Consider the following 21,451-nt stretch of genomic DNA (forward strand, 5'->3'; position numbering starts at 1 on the left):
ACCGTGACTATCCAGACTCTCGTTGTTCTCGGCGTCTTCGCCCCTCTTCTGGGGGCGATGATCGCCGGCTTCTTCGGACGCCGGATCGGCAACGTCGCCTCGCAAGCGGTGACGACCGGCCTGCTGTTCTTCGCCTGCGCCGTCTCCTGGACGGTGTTCAGCGCCTGGACCTGGGGCGGCCTCGAAGCCTTCACCGTCAAGATCGCGCCCTTCATTCACGTCGGCGACTTCCAGTCGAACTGGGCGATCCGCGTCGACGCCATGTCGGCCACCATGCTGATCGTGGTGACCAGCGTCTCGTCGCTGGTTCACCTCTATTCCTGGGGCTATATGGCCCAGGACGACAGCCGGCCGCGCTTCTTCGCCTATCTGTCGCTGTTCACCTTCATGATGCTGGCGCTGGTGACGGCCGCCGACTTCCTGCAGATGTTCTTCGGCTGGGAAGGCGTGGGCCTGGCGTCCTATCTGCTGATCGGCTTCTGGTACAAGAAGTCCACGGCCTCGGCCGCCGCCATCAAGGCCTTCGTGGTCAACCGCGTCGGCGACTTCGGCTTCCTGCTCGGCATGATGACCATCTTCTGGATGTTCGGCACGATCGAGTTCGCCAAGCTGTTCCCGCTGATCGCTGGCAAGACCGGCGCGGGCTGGGAATTCCTGGGCCACAACTGGTCGGCTCTGGATCTGGCCGGCGTGCTGCTGTTCATCGGCGCCATGGGCAAGTCGGCGCAGTTCTTCCTGCACACCTGGCTGCCGGACGCGATGGAGGGCCCGACGCCCGTGTCGGCGCTGATCCACGCGGCGACCATGGTCACCGCCGGCGTTTTCATGGTCTGCCTGCTGTCGCCGCTGTATGAGCACGCGCCGATCGCGTCGCTGTTCATCGCCATCATCGGCGGAATCACGGCCATCTTCGCCGCAACCGTCGGCATGATGCAGAACGACATCAAGCGGGTCATCGCCTATTCGACCTGTTCGCAACTGGGCTACATGTTCTTCGCGGCGGGCGTCGGCGCCTATCAGCCAGCCATGTTCCACCTGTTCACGCACGCCTTCTTCAAGGCTCTGCTGTTCCTCGGCGCCGGTTCGGTGATCCACGGCATGCACCACGAGCAGGACATGCGGAAGATGGGCGGCCTGTGGAAGCTGCTGCCCGTGACCTATGCGGTCATGATGATCGGCACCATCGCCATCACCGGCCTGGGCCTGCCCGGCGTCGGCGGCTTCGCCGGCTTCTATTCCAAGGACTCCATCATCGAGAGCGCCTATGCGGCGGCGACGAGCGGCCATTCGGTCGCGGGCATGTTCGCCTTCGTCATCGGCATCTCTGCCGCTCTGCTGACGGCCTATTATTCGTGGCGCCTGGTCTTCATGACCTTCCACGGCACGGCCAAATGGAAAGACGACGGCCATCACGCCGCCGACGACCACGCCTCGCACGCCCAGCTGGAGACTCACTCCGAGCCTCTGGACGGCGACGACGCGCATGATGATCACCACCATGGTCCGCTGCAGCCGCATGAGAGTCCGGCACCCATGGTCCTGCCGCTGCTGGGGCTGTCGATCGGCGCCATGTTCGCGGGCATGATCTTCGCCCCGCACTTCATCGGTCACCACGAGGCCGAGTTCTGGCGCGGCGCCATCTTCGTCGGCAGCAACAACCATGTGCTCCACGAGAGCCACAACGTCCCGACCTGGGTGAAGTGGGCGCCGCTGATCGTGACCCTGCTGGGCACAGCCGCCGCCTTCTGGATCTACGTCCTGAAGGAAGGCGTCGCCAAGCAGTGGGCCGATCGCAAGGGCCCGCTGTGGACCTTCCTCTACAACAAGTGGTTCTTCGATGAGCTGTATGACGCCGTCTTCGTGAAGGGCGCCAAGGCCATCGGCGACTTCTTCTGGAAGATCGGCGACGTGAAGATCATCGACGGTCTCGGCCCCAACGGCGCGGCCTGGGCTTCGCTGAAATCGGGCGGCTGGCTGTCGCGCTTCCAGTCCGGTTTCGTCTATTTCTATGCATTCGTGATGCTGATCGGCGTGGCTGCGTTCCTTGCCTTCGCCATCTTCACGTGGGGAGCCTGAGCCTCGTGCCTCACATTCTGAGCATCGTCACCTTCCTGCCGCTGGTCGGCGCTGGCCTGCTGCTGCTGGCCAGCCTGCTGAACAAGGGCGGCCAGGACGCCGCGGCCCCGGCCGCGCGCTGGATCGCCCTGGGCACGACCCTGGCCGTCCTAGCCGTGTCCGTGGTTCTGGTGGCCCAGTTCGATCCGTCGAACCCGGCCTATCAGTTCGTCGAGAACTACGTCTGGTTCGCCGGCGCCGGCTATCATTTGGGCGTGGACGGGATCTCGATCCTGTTCGTCCTGCTGACCGCCTTCCTGATGCCGATCTGCATCGTGGCCAGCTGGAAGTCGATCGAGACGCGCGTCGTCGAGTACATGATCGCCTTCCTGGTGCTGGAGACCCTGGTCATCGGCGTCTTCACGTCGCTGGACCTGTTCCTGTTCTACATCTTCTTCGAAGGCACTCTGGTGCCGATGTTCCTGATCATCGGCATCTGGGGCGGGGCGAACCGGATCTACGCCTCGTACAAGTTCTTCCTCTACACACTGCTGGGGTCGGTGCTGATGCTTCTGGCCATGCTGTGGATGGCCCATGAGACAGGCACCACGAGCATCCCCGAGCTGAAGAAGTACGCCTTCGACCCGGCCGTTCAGCCGATCCTGTGGCTGGCCTTCTTCGCCTCGTTCGCGGTGAAGATGCCGATGTGGCCGGTCCACACCTGGCTGCCCGACGCCCACGTTCAAGCCCCCACGGCGGGTTCGGTCATCCTGGCCGGCATCCTGCTGAAGCTGGGCGGTTACGGCTTCATCCTGTTCAACCTGCCGATGTTCCCCGTGGCGTCGCAGATGTTCACGCCGCTGGTCTTCACCCTGTCGGTGATCGCCGTGGTCTATACGTCGCTGGTCGCCTTCCGTCAGACCGACATCAAGAAGCTGATCGCCTATTCGTCGGTCGCCCACATGGGCTTCGTGACCATGGGCATCTTCGCCGGCAACGACACGGGCGTGCAGGGTGCGGTCTTCCAGATGCTGAGCCACGGCCTGATCTCGGGCGCGCTCTTCCTCTGCGTCGGCGTGGTCTATGACCGGATGCACACGCGTGAGATCGCCTTCTACGGCGGCCTGACGGCACGCATGCCCTGGTATGCCGCCATCTTCCTGATGTTCACCATGGCCAACGTCGGCCTGCCGGGAACCTCGGGCTTCATCGGCGAAGTGCTGACGATGACGGGCGCCTATCAGGTCTCGACCTGGACGGCCCTGATCGCCGCCTCGGGCGTCATCTTCTCGGCGGTCTATGCCCTGACGCTGTTCCGCAACGTCATGTACGGCGAGATCACCAACCCGGCGCTGAAGACCATCACGGACATCGACAAGCGCGAGCTGCTGATCTTCGTGCCGCTGATCGTGGGCACCATCTGGCTGGGTCTCTATCCCAACGCCGTCCTCGACTACACCGGGCCGACCGTTGAGGCCCTGACGACCGCCTATCGCGCAGCCATTGGCGGGTGAGAGCATAATGACTGATCTGTCCTCCGCCCTTCACCTTGCAGCCCCCGAAGTGACCCTCGCGGTCGGCGGGCTGGTGCTGCTCATGCTCGGCGCCTTTACCGGCGAAAAGTCGACGCGCCTGATCTCGGGCCTGTCGGTTCTGCTGCTGGCCGTCGCCGCGGTGCTGGCCGCCGTCGGCCCGCTGGGCACGGCCTTCAACGGCGCCTATGTGGCCGATCCGCTGGCCGTCTATGGCAAGGTCGCCATCTTCCTGTCGGCGGCGGTCGCCATCGTCCTGGGCGACGGCTGGATCCATCGCAACGGCATCGCCAAGTTCGAGTATCCCGTCCTGATCGTGCTGGCCTCGGTCGGCATGTCGATGATGGCGTCCTCGGGCGACCTGATCTCGCTCTACATTGGCATCGAGATGCACTCGCTGGCCCTGTACGTGCTGGCCGCCTATCACCGCGACAACCTGAAGGCCTCGGAAGCGGGTCTGAAGTATTTTGTCCTGGGCGCCCTGTCGTCGGGTCTGCTGCTGTACGGCGCCAGCCTGATCTACGGCTTCGCCGGTTCGATGCGCTTCGTCGACATCGCCGCCTTCGCCACCGCCAACCCCGGTCCGGGCCTGATCTTCGGTCTGGTCTTCCTGATCTGCGGTCTGGCGTTCAAGGTTTCGGCCGCGCCGTTCCACATGTGGACCCCGGACGTTTATGAAGGCGCCCCGACCCCGGTCGTGGCCCTGTTCGCCACGGCGCCCAAGATCGCGGCCATGGTGCTGATCATCCGTGTCCTGATCGAGGGCTTCGGCATTGCGCACGCCCAGTGGGCCCAGGTCATCATCCTGATCTCGCTGATCAGCTTCGCCGTCGGTTCGTTCGGCGGTCTGATGCAAAAGGACATCCAGCGCCTGCTGGCCTATTCCTCGATCATCAACATCGGCTACGCCCTGCTGGGCGTGGCGGCGGGCACCCATGCGGGCGTCCAGGCCACGCTGATGTTCATGAGCTTGTACGCCATCGACCAGTTCGGCTTCTTCGCCGTCCTGCTGTCGCTGAGCCGCAACGGTCGTCCGATCCGCAAGGTCGCCGATCTGGCAGGCCTGAGGAAGGATCGTCCGCTGACGGCGGTGGCCCTGACCATCCTGTCGCTGTCGGCCGTGGGCATTCCGCCGATGTCGGGCTTCTGGGGCAAGTTCTTCGTCTTCGGCGCTGCCGCCGACGCGGGCTACTGGATGGCCGGCGCCGCCGGTCTGGTCGCCTCGGTTGTGGCCGGCTTCTACTATCTGCGCATCATCAAGGTGATGTGGTTCGATACGCCGGAGTTCGACGTGACGACGGACAAGGCTCCGGCCGAGGCCCAGGCGATCGCCCTTGCGGCCGCCGCTTTCTGCTTCCCGCTGGTGATCGTCGCCCTGACCTGGCTGGAGCCGCTGACCCGCGCCGCCGCCGCGGGCGTCGGGGCCGGGTAAGGGGCTTTGGCCGCCCCGGTCCTGATCCTCGACGAAACCGACTCCACCAACGCCGAGGCGCGACGCCGCGCCGAGGGAGGCGAGTTCGGCCCGCTGTGGATCACGGCGCGGCGCCAGACGGCCGGTCGCGGCCGTCGTGGACGCAGATGGGAGAGCGAGAGCGGCAATCTCGCCTCCACCCTGCTGTTGTTGACGCCCAAGTCGCCGGCCGAGGCAGCGCAGCTGACGTTCGTCGCGGCCCTGGCCGTGGCGGACCTGCTGGACCGCTATGTCCCGCCGGCCCTGGTCACGATCAAGTGGCCCAACGACGTGCTGCTGGACGGGCGCAAGACCTCGGGCGTGCTGATCGAGTCCGGTCCGGCGCCGTCCGGAGGCCTTTGGCTGGCGGTCGGCATCGGGGTGAACCTGAGCCAGACGCCGGGCGTCACCGAACGGCCCGCCACCTGCATCGCCGAACACCTGCGCCACGACGTGGCCGCTGCGCCGACCGTCGAGCAGGCGGCGCAAGGGCTCGCAGAGACCTTTGGCGTCTGGTTGGACCGATGGACGACGCTGGGCTTCCGGCCCATTCTCGACGCCTGGATCGCGCGGACGCCCGGTCTGCACGGCGCCTGCACGGCGCGGCTGACGCATGAGACCCTGACCGGCACGGCCGACGGGGTCGAGGCCGATGGGTCGCTGCGGCTGAAACTGCCGGACGGATCGCTGCGGGTGATCTCGGCGGGTGACGTCTTTTTCGGAGGGGCCGCCTGATGCTGCTGGCGATCGAGCAAGGCAACACCAACACCCTTTTTGCGATCCACGACGGGGCGGATTGGATCGCTCAGTGGCGGACCTCGACCTACGCCAACCGAACGGCAGACGAATATGCCGTCTGGCTGCACCAGTTGCTGACCATGCGCGGGCTGGAGATCGTCCAGTTGGACGGCTGCATCATTTCCAGCGTGGTGCCGCAGTCGATCTTCAACTTGCGTAACCTGTCGCGGCGCTACCTGAAGGTCGAGCCGCTGGTCATTGGCGACAATGTCGAACTGGGTATTCCGGTGCGTATTCTGAAGCCGAGCGAGGCGGGGTCCGACCGCCTGGTCAACGCCATCGGCGCGCACCTGGCCTATCCGGGCGACCTGATCGTCATCGACAGCGGCACGGCGACGACCTTTGACGTCATCGCGGCTGACGGCGCCTTTGAGGGCGGCGTCATCGCGCCCGGCATCAATCTGAGCCTGCAGGCGCTGCACGAGGCGGCGGCTATGCTGCCGCGCATCGCCATTCAGAAGCCCGATCGCGTGATCGGCAAGGACACGGTGTCCAACATGCAGTCCGGGGTCTTCTGGGGCTATATCGCCCTGATCGAAGGCCTGGTGGATCGCATGAAGGCCGAGTGGGGCAAGCCCATGACGGTCATCGGCACCGGCGGCGTCGCCTCGTTGTTCGAGGGCGCAACACAATCAATCGACCGGTTCGATCCGGACCTGACTATCCGCGGCCTACTCGAAATCTGGCGGCGGAATACCCACCTTTAGGGCCATATGAAAAAATCTGACTCCAACGAACTCGTTTTCCTGCCGCTGGGCGGCTCGAACGAGATCGGCATGAACCTCAACGCCTACGGCTTCGGCCCGGCGCATGACCGCAAATGGATCATCGTCGATGTCGGCGTGACCTTCGGCGATCCTTCCACGCCCGGCGTGGACGTGATCGTGCCTGATCCCTCCTTCCTGGAAGGCGAGAACATCTTGGGCATCGTGCTGACGCACGCTCACGAAGACCATATCGGCGCCCTGGGCTGGCTGTGGCCGCGCATCCAAGCGCCGCTGTATGCGACGCCCTTCACCGCCTATCTGATCCGCGAGAAGCTGCGCGACGCCAATATCCTGGATCAGGTCGAGCTGAACGAAGTGCCGCTGGGCGGCGACCTGAACCTGGGTCCGTTCGACGTGACCTTCGTGACCATCACCCATTCGATCGCCGAGCCGAACGGCCTGGCCATCAAGACCCCGCTGGGCACGATCCTGCACACCGGCGACTGGAAGATCGACAACGATCCGGTCGTGGGCGAGCGCACCGACGTGGAGACGATCAAGCGTCTCGGCGACGAGGGCATCCTCGCCATGGTGTGTGACAGCACCAACGTCTTCGTGGACGGCGTGGCCGGTTCCGAGGGCGATGTGAAGGTGGCCATGGCCGCCCTGATCTCGGACCTGAAGGGCCGCGTCGCGGTGGGCTGCTTCGCCTCCAACGTCGCGCGCATGGACAGCGTGATCCGCGCCGCTGAGGCCGCCGGTCGTCGCGTGGCCCTGGCCGGGCGTTCGATGCACCGCATCAGCGCCGCCGCCAAGTCGGTCGGCATGCTGAGCGACGTGAAGCCCTTCCTGAGCGAACAGGAAGCCCGCGTCTGGCCCGCCGACGAGATCCTGTATCTCTGCACTGGCAGCCAGGGCGAAGTCCGCGCGGCCCTGTCGCGCGTCGCCGAGGGCACGCACCCCTTCATCAAGCTGGGCAAGGGCGACCACTGCATCTTCTCCTCGCGGGTCATCCCGGGCAACGAGCTGTCGATCGGTCGCCTTCAGGACAAGATGGCCGACCGGGGCGTGCGCCTCTACACTGAGAAGGACCATCCGGGCATCCACGTCTCGGGCCACCCATGCCGTGACGAACTGCGTCAGATGTATAGCTGGGCCCGTCCGCAAATCGCGGTGCCTACCCACGGCATGCGCCGTCACCTGATGGAGCACGCCAATCTGGCCAAGGACATGCAGGTCCCGGAAACCGTGACGCCGCGCAACGGCGACATGGTGCGTTTGGCCCCTGGACCCGCGGCCATCATCGACGAAGTGCCCTCGGGCCGTCTGTTCGTTGACGGCGGCATGCTGGTCGAAGAGGCGGGCGAGGCCCTGCGTGAGCGCAAGCACGCGGCGACCAATGGCGTGCTGATCGTCAGCTTCGCCATGGACAAGCGCGGCAAGATCGTCAGCGACATCGATGTGCGCGGCATCGGCCTGCCGGGCGATGAAGACCGTCCGCTCGGCGACATTCTGGACGATCTGGCCGAGCGCGCCGAGCAGGCGGTTCGCAAGCTGAAGGGCGAGGCGCTGGACGACGAACTGGCGGTCGAACAGGCCGTCAGTCGTGTTCTGAAGAAGGCCAGCCAGCAGATCTGGGACCGCCGTCCGATCGTCGAAACCGTCATCCTGCGGCTGTAATGACCGACCGGCTTTATCTGCTGAACGCCGACTGGTTCGACGATCAGGGCGGGCCCTGGTATTGCCCGCCCGGCGCTCGCATCGAGGGCGTGTTGGGGCTCTATCCACGCCTGCGCGAGCAGGTTCAGGTCACGCATCTGGACCATCCTCGTCCGCGCGCCGCCGTGGTGGCCGAGGTGGGAGAGACGAACCAGAGCTGTCCGCTGCTGGTTCTGGACGGCGAGTTTGACTGGCCCGACGCCCAAGTCAGCGCGGAGACCGGCGCTCGGTTCCTGCAGGACGACGACATCCTGGCCTACTGGGCGGCTCGCTACGGCATCGGTCGGCCGCACCCGTAAGGCTGCCTCTTTCCTCCCCATGAAATGGGGAGGAAAGCCGGGGTCTGAGGCTCAACCTCCCAGCGTGACTTTGCGATAGTTGTCCCTGTCCAGGTTTCCGATCTCGACGGAGATCTGGGCCGGGCCCGCATAGGGCTTCACTCCCGCCAGCAGGGCCGCCTGCACCGCTTCGCCCAGAGCCGTCTTCTGCTCCTGGGTGCGGCCGGTCAGGATGCGCAGGTCGCAATGGACCATGGCCTGGGCCGGATCGCCGTCGGCGATGATCAGATTTTCACAGCGCACGATGCGCGTCTTGCAGGCCTGGGTGGTGGCGCCGACCACGTCGACGCACAGCCGGTGGATCTCCAGCGCCAGGGCGCGCCAATCTGTCCCGTCGAAATGGGGGGAGTGTTCCAGGGTGATCTGTGGCATGAGGACGTCCTTGTTTCGCGCCTTCCTTTAGCCCGCCGACAGCGCGTGCGGAATGCAAGCGGCGCACGAACTGATGGATGGATTGCCCCGATGCCTCTTGGCCCCTTTACCCTGGTGGCGCTGTATCTGACCTCGTGGTGGATCGTGCTGTTCATGATCCTGCCGCTGGGATCGTCGAAGCAGGTCGAGACGCCGCCGACCGACGGCAGCCAGTGGGGGGCGCCCGCCAATCCCCAGCTGAAGAAGAAATTCATCACCACGACCTGGGTCTCGGCCATCGTCTGGCTGGTGATCGTGGCCATCGTCTGGATCGGGTGGATGCCGCTGCCGGACTTCACGCGCGGTCCTGCGCTCTAGCTTTCGCCCTATTCGCCCGGTTAAACCTCGGGCCTGACTGATTTTGCCGAGAATCCCCATGCGTCTGTCGCGCTTTTTCCTGCCGACCCTCAAAGAAGCCCCTTCCGACGCCCAGATCGTGTCGCACCAGCTGATGCTGCGCGCCGGGATGATCAAACAGGAGGCCGCCGGCATCTACGCCTGGCTGCCGCTGGGCCTGCGCGTGCTGCGCAAGATCGAAGGCGTCGTGCGTCAGGAGCAGGAGCGGGCAGGGGCGGTCGAGCTGCTGATGCCGACGCTGCAACTGGCCGACCTGTGGCGCGAGAGCGGCCGCTATGACGCCTACGGCCCGGAGATGCTGCGCATCACCGACCGGCATGAGCGCGAGCTGCTATACGGACCGACCAACGAGGAAATGGTCACGGATATCTTCCGGGCCTATGTGAAGAGCTACAAGGCTCTGCCGCTGAACCTCTTCCACATCCAGTGGAAGTTCCGCGACGAGCGTCGTCCGCGCTTCGGCGTCATGCGCGGCCGCGAATTCCTGATGAAGGACGCCTATTCGTTCGATCTGGACGAGGCCTCGGCCCGCATCGCCTACAAGCGCATGTTCGCCGCCTATCTGAACACCTTCTCGCGTCTGGGCCTGAAGGCCGTGCCGATGCGCGCCGACACCGGCCCGATCGGCGGCGACCTGAGCCACGAGTTCATCGTCCTGGCCGAAACCGGTGAGAGCGAGGTCTTCTGCGACCGCAAGCTGGTCGAGATGGACGCGCCGGGCCACAATCTCAGCGTCGAGCAACTGGAATGCGTCTTCAACGAGCGCACGGCCCTCTACGCCGCGACCGAGGAAATGCACGACGCGGCCCAGTTCGAGGCCCAGACCGCCGAGGGCGACCGCCTGTCGGCGCGCGGCATCGAGGTCGGCCACATCTTCTACTTCGGCACCAAATACTCGGTGCCGATGAAGGCCAAGGTCGCCGGGCCGGACGGTCAGGACACCGAGGTCCACATGGGCAGCTACGGCGTGGGCGTGTCGCGCCTGCTGGGCGCCATCATCGAGGCCAGCCACGACGCCGGCGGCATCATCTGGCCGGACTCGGTCGCGCCGTTCGACGTGGTGGTGATCAACCTGCGCGCCAACGACGAAGCCGTCTCGGCCGCCTGTGAAGAGGCCGTGGCCAAGCTGGAAGCCCTGGGCAAGGACGTCCTCTACGACGACACCGACGAGCGTCCGGGCGGCAAGTTCGCCACCGCCGACCTGATCGGCGTGCCGTGGCAACTGACCATCGGTCCCAAGGGTCTGGCCGACGGCGTGGTCGAACTGAAGCGCCGCGCCACGGGCGAGAAGCAAACCCTGCCGCTGGACGCCGCCCTGGAGTTGCTGACGAAATGACCGACGCCGCGACGGCTTCCGCGCCGCCTGCCGTGAAACCGGCCGGTCCCTTCTCCGCCTGGGAGATCGGACTGGCGTTCCGCTACCTGCGCGCCAAGCGCAAGGAGGGCGGGGTCGCCCTGATCGCCGTCATCAGCTTCGTCGGCATCATGCTGGCCGTGGCGGTGCTGATCAGCGTGATGAGCATCATGGCCGGTTTCCGTAGCGAACTGCTGGGGCGGATGTTGTCGTTCAACGGGCATATGTACGTGCAAGGGCCGGTGCTGACCTCGCCTGACCGCGACGCGGCGCTGAAGCGGATCAGCGACGTTCCGGGCGTGGTCTCGGTGTCGCCTTTGACGGAATCGCCCGCCATGTTCCGCGCGGGCGGCCAGATGACCGGCGGCATGGTCCGCGGCGTGCGGCCGCAGGATCTGGCCTCGACCAAGTACGTTTATGAGAGCCTGACGCCCGAGATGCGGGCCGCCTTCGGTCGCGGCGAGTACGGCGGCGACAATATCCTGATCGGCAAGGCGCTGGCCGACCAGATGGGGCTTCGGGTTGGGGATCCCATCTCGATCTATTCGCCAACTGGCGCCGACAGCGCCTTCGGCAATCTGGGCGGTCTGGAAAAGACCTACACCATCGGCGGGATCTTCAGCTCCGGGACCGCCGACTTCGACCGTGCCTTCGTCTTCATGCCGCTGGAGCAGGCCCAGCTCTTCTTCGGCAAGGAAGGCGTCTGGGACGTGATCGAGATGAAGGTCGCCGAACCGGACATGGTCGAGACCCTGCTGACGCCGGTGCAGCAGGCCGCCGGACCCGGCAGCATCGTCAGCGACTGGCGCAACCGTCTGGCCGCCTTCTGGGGCGCGCTGAAGGTCGAGCGCGTGGCCATGAGCATTATTCTGGGCCTGGTCGTCGCCATCGCCGCCATGAACATCATCAGCGGCATCGTCATGCTGGTGAAGAACAAGACCCGCGACATCGCCATCCTGCGCACCGTGGGGGCCAGCCCGTCGTCGATTCTGCGCATCTTCTTCATGTCGGGCGCCGCGATCGGCATCGGCGGGACCATCGCCGGTCTGGTGCTGGGTCTGCTGTTCTGCCTGAACATCGGCGCGATCCAGCACTTCATCGAAGGCATCACCGGGGTCCAGCTGTTCAACGCCGACGTCTATATGCTGGATGCCATTCCGGCCCTGGTCGATCCGTGGGACGTCACCTGGGTGGCGCTCTTCTCCTTCCTGATGAGTTGCCTCGCCAGTTTGCCGCCGTCGTGGAACGCGTCGCGCATCGACCCGGTGGAGGCGCTTCGCTTTGAATAGTCCCTTGACGACCCTGTCGCTGCGCGGCGTGACCCGCACCTATCCGACCGCTCAGGGCGGGCTGACGGTGCTGAAGGGCGTCGATCTGGACGTCATGCCGGGCGAGGTCGTCGGCCTGATCGGACCGTCAGGCTCGGGCAAGTCGTCGTTGCTGCACGCCGCCGGTCTGCTGGAGCGCCCGACCAGCGGTCAGGTCATGATCGACGGCGAGGACGTCGGCGGTTTGGACGAGCGCGCGCGCACCCGTCTGCGCCTGTCTCGGATCGGTTTCGTCTATCAATTTCACCACCTGCTGCCGGAATTTGATGCACGGGATAACGTCGCCCTGCCGATGCGGATTGCCGGTCATTCCGAGGCCGAGGCGCGTCGCCGGGCCGAGGACATCCTGACAGCCCTGGGGCTGGGCGAGCGTTTCCTGCACCAGCCGGCGCAACTGTCGGGCGGCGAGCAGCAGCGGGTCGCCATCGGCCGGGCGCTGGCCAACCGCCCACGGCTGCTGTTGGCCGACGAGCCGACCGGCAACCTCGACCCCGCCAACAGCCACGCGGTGTTCGAGGCCCTGCGCGAACTGGCCAAGACCACTGGCGTCGCCGCCCTGATCGCCACCCACAACATGGAGTTGGCCGGCCACATGGACCGCGTCTTCGCCCTGAAGGACGGCCATCTGGAAGAGCGCGCGGCCGAGAGCCAGGCCTACTGATCAGCCGACGGCGGCGTCGCCCCACAGGGCGTGCAGTCTGACGCTGCGTCGGCACCCGATGCGATAGGCTTCGTACTGGGCCGGGTGCAGACGGGCGAAATCCTGATGTTCGGGTCCAGCAGGCCAGAAGCGCATGACGGGATTGATCGGCGTGACGAAGGGCCTGTCGCCCGTGGCCTTGGCACCCAGCGCGGTCTGGGCCGCCGTGCGGGACGCCTGGGCCGTCGCCGTTTGCGCTTCGGTGGCATAGACCGCCGAGACGTAGGACGGTCCCTGGTCGCAGACTTGGCCCGTCGGATCGGTCGGGTCGATGGTCCGCCAATAGCGGTCGACCAGGGTGCGATAGCTGACGACGGCGGGATCGAACGTCACCAGCACCGCCTCGCGATAGCCGGTTCCGCCGCGCACCACCTGATCATAGGTCGGGTTCGACCGCGTGCCGCCGACAAAGCCCGACACCGCCGAGCGCACCCCAGGCAGGCCGTCGAACGCCTTTTCCTCGGTCCAGAAGCAGCCACCGGCGAAGATGGCCGTCTGATAGCCGGGCGGGGGCGGTTCCAGCGGGGCGGCGCTTGCGGGCGCGTCGCCGGGCGAACAGGCCGCCGTCAGAGCCATCACAATCAGGGGCAGGATGCGCAGGGTCATGGCTCTCGACCAGTTCACGACCTTGAACGCGCGGCGGGCGATTCCGGATGCCGGCGGTCGCGCAGTTCCACCGGGGGTGCTTGCAATGAGAACAAAACAGGAATAGGAACATTTCAGGAACACACGCTAACTGGGGATAAGCCGATGTCGCGTTGGGTGAGGGATATGCTGTCGCTTGCGTCGTGCAGCGGCTTCGTCTGGATGATCTGGCAGGCGTCTTTCCTGGTGGCGTGATCGCCGCGACGACTCTCTGCATGATTGACGTCCGGCCGCGCGGCGGCTGGACATGAGGTTCCGGCGTCCGGGACCAGCGGAGTAGATATTGGCGGAAACGGCGAACACTCAGGGCTTTGTCCATCTGCGGGTCCGCAGCGCCTATTCCCTGCTGGAAGGTGCGATCAAGGCCAGCAAGATCGGCAAGATGGCGGCCGACGCCGGCATGCCCGCCGTCGCCGTCGCCGACCGCGCCAACCTGTTCGGCGCGCTGGAGTTCAGTCAAACCACCAAGGACGCGGGCGTTCAGCCGATCGTGGCCTGCGCCCTGCCGGTGCTGGGCATCGGCGGCCAGATTTCCGACCGCTGGGCCAAGACGCCGACCGTGGTGCTGCTGGTCCAGAACGAGCAGGGCTGGCTCAACCTGTGCGCCCTGTCGTCCGCCGCCTACCTCGACGCGGGCGAGATGTCCGAGCCGGGCGTGCCCTGGGGACTGGTTGTGGATAAGTCCGAGGGGCTGATCCTGCTGTCGGGCGGACCCGACGGGCCGGTCGATCCTCTGTTCGTTCAGAACAAGCCGGCCGAGGCCCAGGCTGCGCTGGAGGAAATGCAGAGCGTCTTCGGCGATCGCTTCTATGTCGAACTGCAACGCCACGGCCTGCCGCAGGAGCCGATTGCCGAGCGGGGGCTGGTCGACTGGGCCTACGCCCACGACGTTCCCCTGGTCGCCACCAACGACGTCTATTACGCCAAGGCGGCGCAGGCGAAGTCGCACGACGCCCTGCTGTGCATCTCCGACGGCGCCTTTATCGGCCAGGAAGAGCGTCGGCGGATCACCGCGCAGCACTGGTTCAAGACCGCCGCCGCCATGCGCGAGCTGTTCTCGGACCTGCCCGAAGCCTGCGACAACACCATCGACATCGCCCGCCGCTGCGCCTTCCTGGTCCCGACACGCGCGCCGATCCTGCCGCGCTTCGATACCGGCGCCGGTCGCTCCGAGCCCGACGAACTGGCGCACCAGGCGCGCGAGGGCCTGAAGGTCCGCCTGCAACAGGTCACGCCCGCAGCGCCCGAGGAGGAATACTGGACCCGCCTGGAGTGGGAGGTCGGGATCATCCAGCAGATGGGCTTCCCGGGCTACTTCCTGATCGTGGCCGACTTCATCAAATGGGCCAAGCTGCACGGGATTCCCGTCGGGCCGGGGCGGGGTTCCGGCGCCGGTTCGCTTGTGGCCTGGTCGCTGACCATCACCGACCTGGACCCCTTGCGGTTCGGCCTGCTGTTCGAGCGGTTCCTGAACCCCGAACGGGTCTCCATGCCCGACTTCGACATCGACTTCTGCCAGGAGCGGCGGGAGGAGGTGATCGACTATGTGCAGGACCACTACGGCAAGGACCGGGTGGCCCAGATCATCACCTTCGGCACGCTGCAGGCTCGGGCTGTGCTGCGCGACGTCGGCCGGGTGTTGCAGATGCCGCTGGGCCAGGTGGACCGGCTCTGCAAGATGGTGCCGAACAACCCGGCCAACCCGGTGACCTTGGCTCAGGCCATCGACCTGGAGCCGCGCCTGCGCGAGGCGCGTGACGCTGAGGCCTCGGTCAAGACTCTGCTGGAGACGGCGCTGGAGCTGGAGGGGCTGTACCGCAACGCCTCGACCCACGCCGCCGGCATCGTCATCGGCGACCGGCCGCTGACCGAGCTGGTGCCCCTGTATCAGGACCCGCGCTCGACCATCCCGGCCAGCCAGTTCAACATGAAGTGGGTCGAGCCGGCGGGTCTGGTGAAGTTCGACTTCCTGGGCCTGAAGACGCTGACGGTGCTGGACCGGGCGCGGGAGTATCTGGAACGGCGCGGCGCGGCCCCGGAATGGAACCTGCTGCCGCTGGACGACGCGCGCACCTATGAACTGATGGCCTCGGGCCAGACGGTCGGGGTGTTCCAGCTGGAATCCCAGGGCATGCGCGACACCCTGCGCAAGATGCGCTGTGGCTCCATCGAGGAAATCACCGCCCTGATCTCCCTCTATCGGCCGGGACCGATGGAGATGATCGACACCTATATCGACCGGAAATTCGGCCGGGCCGAGGTGGACTATCTGCACCCCTCGCTGACCGAGGTTCTGACCGAGACCTACGGCGTCATCATCTATCAGGAACAGGTGATGAAGATCGCCCAGATCCTGGCGGGCTACAGCCTGGGTGAAGCTGACCTTCTGCGCCGGGCCATGGGCAAGAAGAAGAAGGAGGAGATGGATTTCCAGCGCCTCCGCTTCGTGAAGGGCGCGTCTGAAAAGAACGTCCCCGAGGCGCAGTCGGGCTCCATCTTCGACCTGGTGGCCAAGTTCGCGGGCTACGGCTTCAACAAGTCGCACGCCGCCGCCTATGCGCTGATCTCGTTCCAGACGGGCTGGCTGAAGGCCAATCATCCGGTCGAGTTCTTCGCTGCGTCGATGAGCCTCGACCTGTCGAACACCGACAAGCTGGCGGTCTTCTATCAGGACTGCCGCCGGTTCGAGGTTCCGGTCCTGGCCCCGGACATCAACCGCTCGTCGGCCGACTTCGACGTCTCGTGGAAGGACGGGCAGGGCAGCGTCCTCTATGCCCTGGGCGCCATCCGCAACGTGGGCCTGGAGGCGATGAAGCATGTCGTCGAGGTGCGCGAGACGGGCGGGCCCTTCGCCGACATCTTCGACTTCCTGGAGCGGGTCGATCCCAAGGCGGTCAACAAGCGGGCGCTGGAAGGTCTGGCCAAGTCGGGCGCTTTCGACAGCCTCAATCCCAATCGCCGCCAGTTGTTTGAGCAGGCGGACACCCTGATCGCCTATTGCCAGAGCGTGGCCGCCGAGCGCGCCTCGTCGCAGGTCAGCCTGTTCGGGGCGGATCAGGCGGGGGCCTCGCGGCCGCGCCTGCGCAGCGTCGAGCCCTGGGCGGGACCGGACAAGCTGGATCAGGAGCTTTCGGCGGTAGGCTTCTACCTGTCGGGCCACCCGCTGGAGGATCTGACGCCGGCGCTGAAGCGTAAGCGCGTGACCTTCGTCGCCGAGGCGCAAGGTCTGGCCGAGGCGGGACACGAAGCCTTCCTGATGGCCGGCGTGGTGCGGCGTCGCCAGGAACGGGCTAGCGCCAAGAGCGGCGAGAAATTCGCCTTCGTCACCTTCTCGGACCCGACGGGCGAGTTCGAATGTCTGTTCCCGCCGGAACAACTGCGGCGCTGTCGCGATATCCTCGAGGTCGGAACCTCGGTCCTGGTCAAGGTGCGGGCCAAGTCAGCGGATGGCGAGGTGCGCTTCTTCGGCGACGACGCCAGCCGAATGGAGACCCTGCTGGACGACACCCAGATCGGGCTGCGGGTCGTGCTGTCGGCGCAGTCGGCCGACGCCGAGGCGCTGAAGGCGCGGCTGGATCGGGCGCGGGCGCAAGGCAAGGGCGGCGAGGTCTGGATCCAGGCGACGCTGGGCGGGCGCACCGAGGTCGAGATCAAGCTGCCGGGCCGCTACCGCCTGGACGCAGCCCTGCGCGGGGCGTTGAAGTCGGCGCCGGGCGTGGTGATGTTGGAGGACGCCTGATGAGTGAGGGACTAGCCATGAAGCATGCCCACGGAACCTTCGACGTCGTCATCACGCCGGTCCAGCCGGCGACAGGCGCGGCGCCGGACGCGCCGGGCCGGATGTTGCTGGCCAAGACCTTTCACGGTGATCTGGTCGGAACCGCCGCTGGCGAGATGCTGGCGGTCATGGGCCCCGAGCGGTCGGGGGCCTATGTCGCTCTGGATCGGGTTCGGGGCGTCATTGACGGCCGCGAGGGCGCGTTCACCCTGGTGCATCGCGGTCTGATGGATCGGGGCGCGCAGGAACTGCTGATCACCATCGTTCCGGGGTCTGGCGCGGGCGACTTGACCGGGATCGCCGGGGTCTTTCACCTGACGCTCGCGGACGGCGTTCATCGCTATGATCTGGAATACAGTCTGCCCACATCCTGAGTGAGAAGATCGACATGGCCGTGCACAAGGGTTCCTGCCACTGCGGCGCTGTGGCTTATCAAGTGGAGGTCGGGCTGGAGGGCCTGGTCGAGTGCAATTGTTCGCACTGCTATCGAAAGGGCTTCGTCCTGGCCTTCGCGCCGCGCGCGGCCTTTCGGCTGACGGCGGGCGAGGAGGCCACGACCTCCTACTTCTTCAATCGGCACAATATCGATCACCGCTTCTGCAAGACCTGCGGGGTCCAGCCCTTCGGCTATGGCGTGGCGCCGGATGGGTCGGAGGTCGCGGCGATCAATGTGCGGACGCTGACCGACATCGAGCCGTGGGCATGGACGGCGAAACGCGTGGACGGTCGCAGCTTCTGACTGATCCGCTTGCCTTTTCCGATCAATCCGCCTAGAGAGCGCGCGCACTTCGCACGTGGGCGTGGCGCGGTCCGGGGAGACATCCCGGCCTGCTCCGTTCCGAGGGACCGCAGGTCCTTTTACTCGCCCGCGCTAGGTTTGATCGGAAAAAGGATACCACGATCATGGCACTGCCAGAATTCTCGATGCGTACGCTGCTGGAAGCCGGCGCTCACTTCGGTCACCAGACGCACCGCTGGAACCCGAAGATGGACCGCTACATCTTCGGCTCGCGCTCGAACATTCACATCATCGACCTGTCGCAGACGATGCCGCTGTTCCACCAGGCTCTGGTGGCCGTGCGCGACGTCGCCGCAAAGGGCGGCCGCGTGCTGTTCGTCGGCACCAAGCGTCAGGCTGCTGACCCGGTTGCGCAAGCCGCCACGCGCTGCGCCCAGTACTACATGAACAACCGCTGGCTCGGCGGCACGCTGACCAACTGGCGCACCGTCTCGGGCTCGATCGCCCGCCTGCGCGAGCTGGAAACCGTTCTGGCGACCGGCGGCGAAGGCCGCGTCAAGAAAGAGCTGCTGACGCTGCAGCGCGAGAAGGACAAGCTGGAACTGTCCCTGGGCGGCATCAAGGACATGGGTTCGATCCCGGACATCATGTTCGTGATCGACACCAACAAGGAAGCGATCGCGATCCAGGAAGCTCGCAAGCTGAACATCCCGATCATCGCCATCCTGGACACCAACTCGGATCCGGACGGCATCACCTATCCGGTCCCGGGCAACGACGACGCCGCCCGCGCCATCCAGACCTACTGCGACCTGATCGCCGACGCCGTCCTGGACGGCCTAGCCGCCGGTGCTTCCGCCTCGGGCATCGACCTGGGCGCCTCGGAAGCTCCGGTCGAGCCGATGCTGCGCGAAGCTGCTGCTGCTCCGGTTGAAGCCGAAGTTGCTCCGGCCGGCACGGAAGCCGTGGCTGAGGAACTGCTCGCGACGACTGAAGAAAAGGTCGAGGGCTAAGACGCCCCCGGGGCCCGGTCGGTGATCGGTCCTACGCCAAACTGACATGCGGCCGGGCTATCCAAGCCCGGCCGCTCATTTGAATTTCCAGGAGACTGAACATGGCCGAGATCACTGCCGCCCTCGTGAAGGAACTTCGCGAGCGTTCGGGCGTCGGCATGATGGACTGCAAGAAGGCGCTGGTGGAAACCAACGGCGACATCGACGCAGCTATCGACTGGCTGCGCGCCAAGGGCCTGTCCAAGGCCGCCAAGAAGGCCGACCGCGTCGCCGCTGAAGGCGTTGTCGCCGTCGCCACGCGTGAAGACGGCGAGGGCGAAGTCGCCGCCGCCATCGAATTCAACGCGGAAACCGACTTCGTCGCCCGCAACGACCTGTTCCAGACGGCCGCCAAGCAGTTCGCTGCTCTGGCTCTGCACCACGAAGGCGTTGAAGCCATCCACGGCGCCACGCTGGAAAGCGGCCGCACCGTTCAGGACGAAGTGACCCAACTGATCGCCACTATCGGCGAGAACATGCAATTGCGCCGCGCTGCCCGTCTGGCCGTGTCGCAGGGCGTCGTGTCGTCCTACGTTCACAACGCCGTGTCGCCGGGCCTCGGCCGCATCGGCGTGCTGGTCGCCCTGGAAGGCGAGGGCGACAAGACCGCTCTGCGCGAACTGGGCCGCAAGATCGCCATGCACGTCGCAGCCACGGCGCCGCTGTCGCTGAACACCGACGACCTGGACCCGGCCGCCATCGAGAAGGAACGCACCGTTCTGACCGAAAAGGCCAAGGAAGAGGGGCGTCCGGAAAACATGATCGCCAAGATCGTGGAAGGCCAGATCAACAAGTTCCAGAAGGACGTGGTGCTGACCAAGCAGCCGTTCGTCATGGACCCGGACGTGACCATCGAACAACTGGTCGTCAACTCGGCTAAGGAACTGGGCTCCTCGAACCTCAAGCTGGCCGGCTTCGTCCGCCTGGCTCTGGGTGAAGGCGTCGAGAAGGTCGAGAGCCCCGATTTCGCGGCTGAAGTCGCCTCGATGACCGGCGGCAACTAAGATCGAAGTTTCTTCCTGAAAGGGAAGAATTTTCAAAAGGGCGCGTTCGGCTTTGAAGGCTGACGCGCCCTTCGTCTATGATGAGCCGCCGATTCACCTCGCGCGGATGCGTAACCCCTGTATCCACGGACCCAGACCATGCCCGACGCCCCTTCCGAGTTTCGATATAAGCGCGTCCTGCTCAAGGTCTCGGGCGAGGTTCTGATGGGCGATCAGTCCTATGGCATCGACATGAAGACGGTCGATGTCGTGGCCGCTGCCGTGGCTCAGGTGGCGCGCGAAGGCGTCGAAATCTGCCTGGTCATCGGCGGCGGCAACATCTTCCGCGGGCTGTCCAAGGCCGCTGCGGGCATGGACCGCGCCAACGCCGACTACATGGGCATGCTGGCCACTATCATGAACGCCCTGGCCATGCAGGGCGCGCTCGAGAAGATCGGCGTCGATACGCGGGTCCAGAGCGCCATTCCCATGGCCGCCATCGCCGAGCCCTACATCCGCCGCCGCGCCATGCGGCATCTGGAAAAGGGTCGGGTGGTGATCTTCGCCGCCGGCGTGGGCGCCCCCTTCTTCACGACCGATTCGGGCGCCGCCCTGCGCGCCGCTGAAATGGGCTGCGACGCTCTGCTGAAGGGTACCAGCGTGGATGGCGTCTATACCGCCGACCCCAAGAAGGACCCGACCGCGACCCGCTATGAGACGCTGACCTATCAGGAGGTTCTGGCCAAGGACCTGCGCGTCATGGACGCCTCGGCTATCGCCCTGATGCGCGACAGCGACATTCCGATCGTGGTCTTCTCGATCCGCGAGGAAGGTTCGCTGCGCAAGACCCTGAGCGGCGAGGGCACTTTCACCGTCATCGCCAACAAGGCCGCCTGAGCGGCGACCGACCGATAAAGACCAGACCAGGAAAACGACAATGGCCAAGCCCGACCTCAAGACCTACCGGGACCGGATGGAAAAGTCCGTCGCCTCGCTGAAGGAAGACTTCGCCGGTCTGCGCACGGGCCGGGCCAACTCGGGCCTGCTGGACCCGGTTCAGGTCGAAGCCTACGGCTCGACCTCGCCGCTGACCGCTGTCGCCGCCATCAGCGTGCCCGAGCCGCGCATGATCTCGGTCAGCGTCTGGGACAGGGCCATGGTCGTGGCGGTCGAGAAGGCCATTCGCGCCGCCGGCCTGGGCCTGAACCCGATCGTCGACGGTCAGACCCTGCGTATTCCCGTCCCGCCGCTGACCGAAGAGCGCCGCAAGGACCTGGTCAAACTGGCCGGCAAATACGCCGAGCAGCAGAAGATCGCCGTGCGCAACGTGCGCCGCGACGCCAACGACGACCTGAAAAAGGCCGAGAAGGCGGGCGAGATCAGCCAGGACGAACAGAAGAAGATGGAGACCGAGGTCCAGAAGGACACGGACGCGGCCATCAAGCGCATCGACGAGGCCTTGAAGGTCAAGGAAGTCGAGATCATGCAGGTCTGACGCAGGTTCG

At 65.8% G+C, this 21,451-nt stretch carries 20 protein-coding genes; 18 read left to right on the plus strand and 2 right to left on the minus strand.

The annotated features are described in order from the left end of the window. Positions 1–9 precede the first annotated feature (9 nt). Genes nuoL through AC1DJ5_RS01940 form a run of 7 tightly spaced genes read left to right on the plus strand, consistent with a single transcriptional unit; the run spans position 10 to position 8,560 of the window. Positions 10–2,076, plus strand: coding sequence for an NADH-quinone oxidoreductase subunit L (gene nuoL / locus AC1DJ5_RS01910; protein WP_477019678.1), 2,067 nt, complete (start codon positions 10–12; stop codon positions 2,074–2,076). Positions 2,077–2,081: 5 nt separating this feature from the next. Then, entirely contained in the window at positions 2,082–3,569 is a 1,488-nt protein-coding gene (locus AC1DJ5_RS01915; RefSeq protein ID WP_441453620.1) for an NADH-quinone oxidoreductase subunit M, read from the plus strand. A gap of 7 nt (positions 3,570–3,576) precedes the next feature. Then, positions 3,577–5,019 (plus strand): NADH-quinone oxidoreductase subunit NuoN, encoded by a 1,443-nt coding sequence (gene nuoN / locus AC1DJ5_RS01920; RefSeq protein WP_477019500.1) that lies wholly within the window; start codon positions 3,577–3,579, stop codon positions 5,017–5,019. 6 nt (positions 5,020–5,025) lie between these two features. After that, the gene (locus AC1DJ5_RS01925) at positions 5,026–5,772 is read left to right on the plus strand and encodes a biotin--[acetyl-CoA-carboxylase] ligase (RefSeq protein WP_477019501.1); all 747 of its coding nucleotides are present in this window, start codon (positions 5,026–5,028) and stop codon (positions 5,770–5,772) included. Further along, a complete protein-coding gene (locus AC1DJ5_RS01930; protein WP_441453811.1) occupies positions 5,769–6,542 on the plus strand; it encodes a type III pantothenate kinase in 774 nt (257 codons plus the stop codon). The genes AC1DJ5_RS01925 and AC1DJ5_RS01930 overlap by 4 nt, the downstream gene beginning before the upstream one ends. A gap of 6 nt (positions 6,543–6,548) precedes the next feature. Next, on the plus strand, positions 6,549–8,222 hold the full coding sequence (locus AC1DJ5_RS01935) for a ribonuclease J (RefSeq protein ID WP_477019502.1): 1,674 nt from the start codon (positions 6,549–6,551) through the stop codon (positions 8,220–8,222). Next, positions 8,222–8,560 carry a DUF3088 family protein gene (locus tag AC1DJ5_RS01940; protein WP_441453613.1) on the plus strand — a complete coding sequence of 113 codons (339 nt, stop codon included), beginning with the start codon at positions 8,222–8,224 and terminating at the stop codon, positions 8,558–8,560. Before AC1DJ5_RS01935 ends, AC1DJ5_RS01940 begins: the two co-directional genes overlap by 1 nt. A 51-nt stretch (positions 8,561–8,611) precedes the next feature. Here the strand turns inward: AC1DJ5_RS01940 and AC1DJ5_RS01945 are convergent, their stop codons facing one another. Then, on the minus strand, positions 8,612–8,971 hold the full coding sequence (locus AC1DJ5_RS01945; RefSeq protein ID WP_477019503.1) for a 5-carboxymethyl-2-hydroxymuconate Delta-isomerase: 360 nt from the start codon (positions 8,969–8,971) through the stop codon (positions 8,612–8,614). A 90-nt stretch (positions 8,972–9,061) separates the two neighbouring features. Between AC1DJ5_RS01945 and AC1DJ5_RS01950 the strand changes: the two genes are divergently transcribed. Genes AC1DJ5_RS01950 through AC1DJ5_RS01965 form a run of 4 tightly spaced genes read left to right on the plus strand, consistent with a single transcriptional unit; the run spans position 9,062 to position 12,710 of the window. After that, positions 9,062–9,328 (plus strand): DUF1467 family protein, encoded by a 267-nt coding sequence (locus AC1DJ5_RS01950; RefSeq protein ID WP_477019504.1) that lies wholly within the window; start codon positions 9,062–9,064, stop codon positions 9,326–9,328. Positions 9,329–9,386: 58 nt separating this feature from the next. Further along, on the plus strand, positions 9,387–10,703 hold the full coding sequence (proS, locus tag AC1DJ5_RS01955; RefSeq protein ID WP_477019505.1) for a proline--tRNA ligase: 1,317 nt from the start codon (positions 9,387–9,389) through the stop codon (positions 10,701–10,703). Next, positions 10,700–12,010, plus strand: a complete 1,311-nt coding sequence (locus AC1DJ5_RS01960) for a lipoprotein-releasing ABC transporter permease subunit (RefSeq protein WP_441453606.1) — start codon at positions 10,700–10,702, stop codon at positions 12,008–12,010. The genes proS and AC1DJ5_RS01960 overlap by 4 nt, the downstream gene beginning before the upstream one ends. A gap of 4 nt (positions 12,011–12,014) precedes the next feature. Beyond that, on the plus strand, positions 12,015–12,710 hold the full coding sequence (locus tag AC1DJ5_RS01965; protein ID WP_441453604.1) for an ABC transporter ATP-binding protein: 696 nt from the start codon (positions 12,015–12,017) through the stop codon (positions 12,708–12,710). Here AC1DJ5_RS01965 and msrA read toward each other — a convergent pair whose 3' ends face one another. Continuing rightward, positions 12,711–13,355 (minus strand): peptide-methionine (S)-S-oxide reductase MsrA, encoded by a 645-nt coding sequence (gene msrA, locus AC1DJ5_RS01970; RefSeq protein WP_441453602.1) that lies wholly within the window; start codon positions 13,353–13,355, stop codon positions 12,711–12,713. Between the two features lie 322 nt (positions 13,356–13,677). On the opposite strand from msrA, the gene dnaE reads away from it, so the two are divergent. The 7 genes from dnaE (at position 13,678) to frr (ending at position 21,441) form a co-directional block, all read left to right on the plus strand. Continuing rightward, complete coding sequence (gene dnaE / locus AC1DJ5_RS01975) at positions 13,678–17,133, plus strand: DNA polymerase III subunit alpha (RefSeq protein WP_477019506.1); 3,456 nt, start codon at positions 13,678–13,680, stop codon at positions 17,131–17,133. Between the two features lie 17 nt (positions 17,134–17,150). Beyond that, positions 17,151–17,546 (plus strand): DUF3224 domain-containing protein, encoded by a 396-nt coding sequence (locus AC1DJ5_RS01980; RefSeq protein ID WP_441453599.1) that lies wholly within the window; start codon positions 17,151–17,153, stop codon positions 17,544–17,546. A 14-nt stretch (positions 17,547–17,560) separates the two neighbouring features. Continuing rightward, positions 17,561–17,911 carry a GFA family protein gene (locus tag AC1DJ5_RS01985; RefSeq protein ID WP_441453597.1) on the plus strand — a complete coding sequence of 117 codons (351 nt, stop codon included), beginning with the start codon at positions 17,561–17,563 and terminating at the stop codon, positions 17,909–17,911. A 164-nt stretch (positions 17,912–18,075) separates the two neighbouring features. Further along, a complete protein-coding gene (gene rpsB / locus AC1DJ5_RS01990) occupies positions 18,076–18,924 on the plus strand; it encodes a 30S ribosomal protein S2 (protein ID WP_441453595.1) in 849 nt (282 codons plus the stop codon). A 101-nt stretch (positions 18,925–19,025) separates the two neighbouring features. Then, positions 19,026–19,967, plus strand: coding sequence for a translation elongation factor Ts (gene tsf / locus AC1DJ5_RS01995; RefSeq protein WP_441453594.1), 942 nt, complete (start codon positions 19,026–19,028; stop codon positions 19,965–19,967). 138 nt (positions 19,968–20,105) lie between these two features. After that, entirely contained in the window at positions 20,106–20,843 is a 738-nt protein-coding gene (pyrH, locus tag AC1DJ5_RS02000; RefSeq protein ID WP_441453592.1) for a UMP kinase, read from the plus strand. 40 nt (positions 20,844–20,883) lie between these two features. After that, on the plus strand, positions 20,884–21,441 hold the full coding sequence (gene frr, locus AC1DJ5_RS02005; protein ID WP_477019507.1) for a ribosome recycling factor: 558 nt from the start codon (positions 20,884–20,886) through the stop codon (positions 21,439–21,441). Positions 21,442–21,451 lie beyond the last annotated feature (10 nt).

The organism is Brevundimonas sp. 01N35 (genome assembly GCF_056399785.1).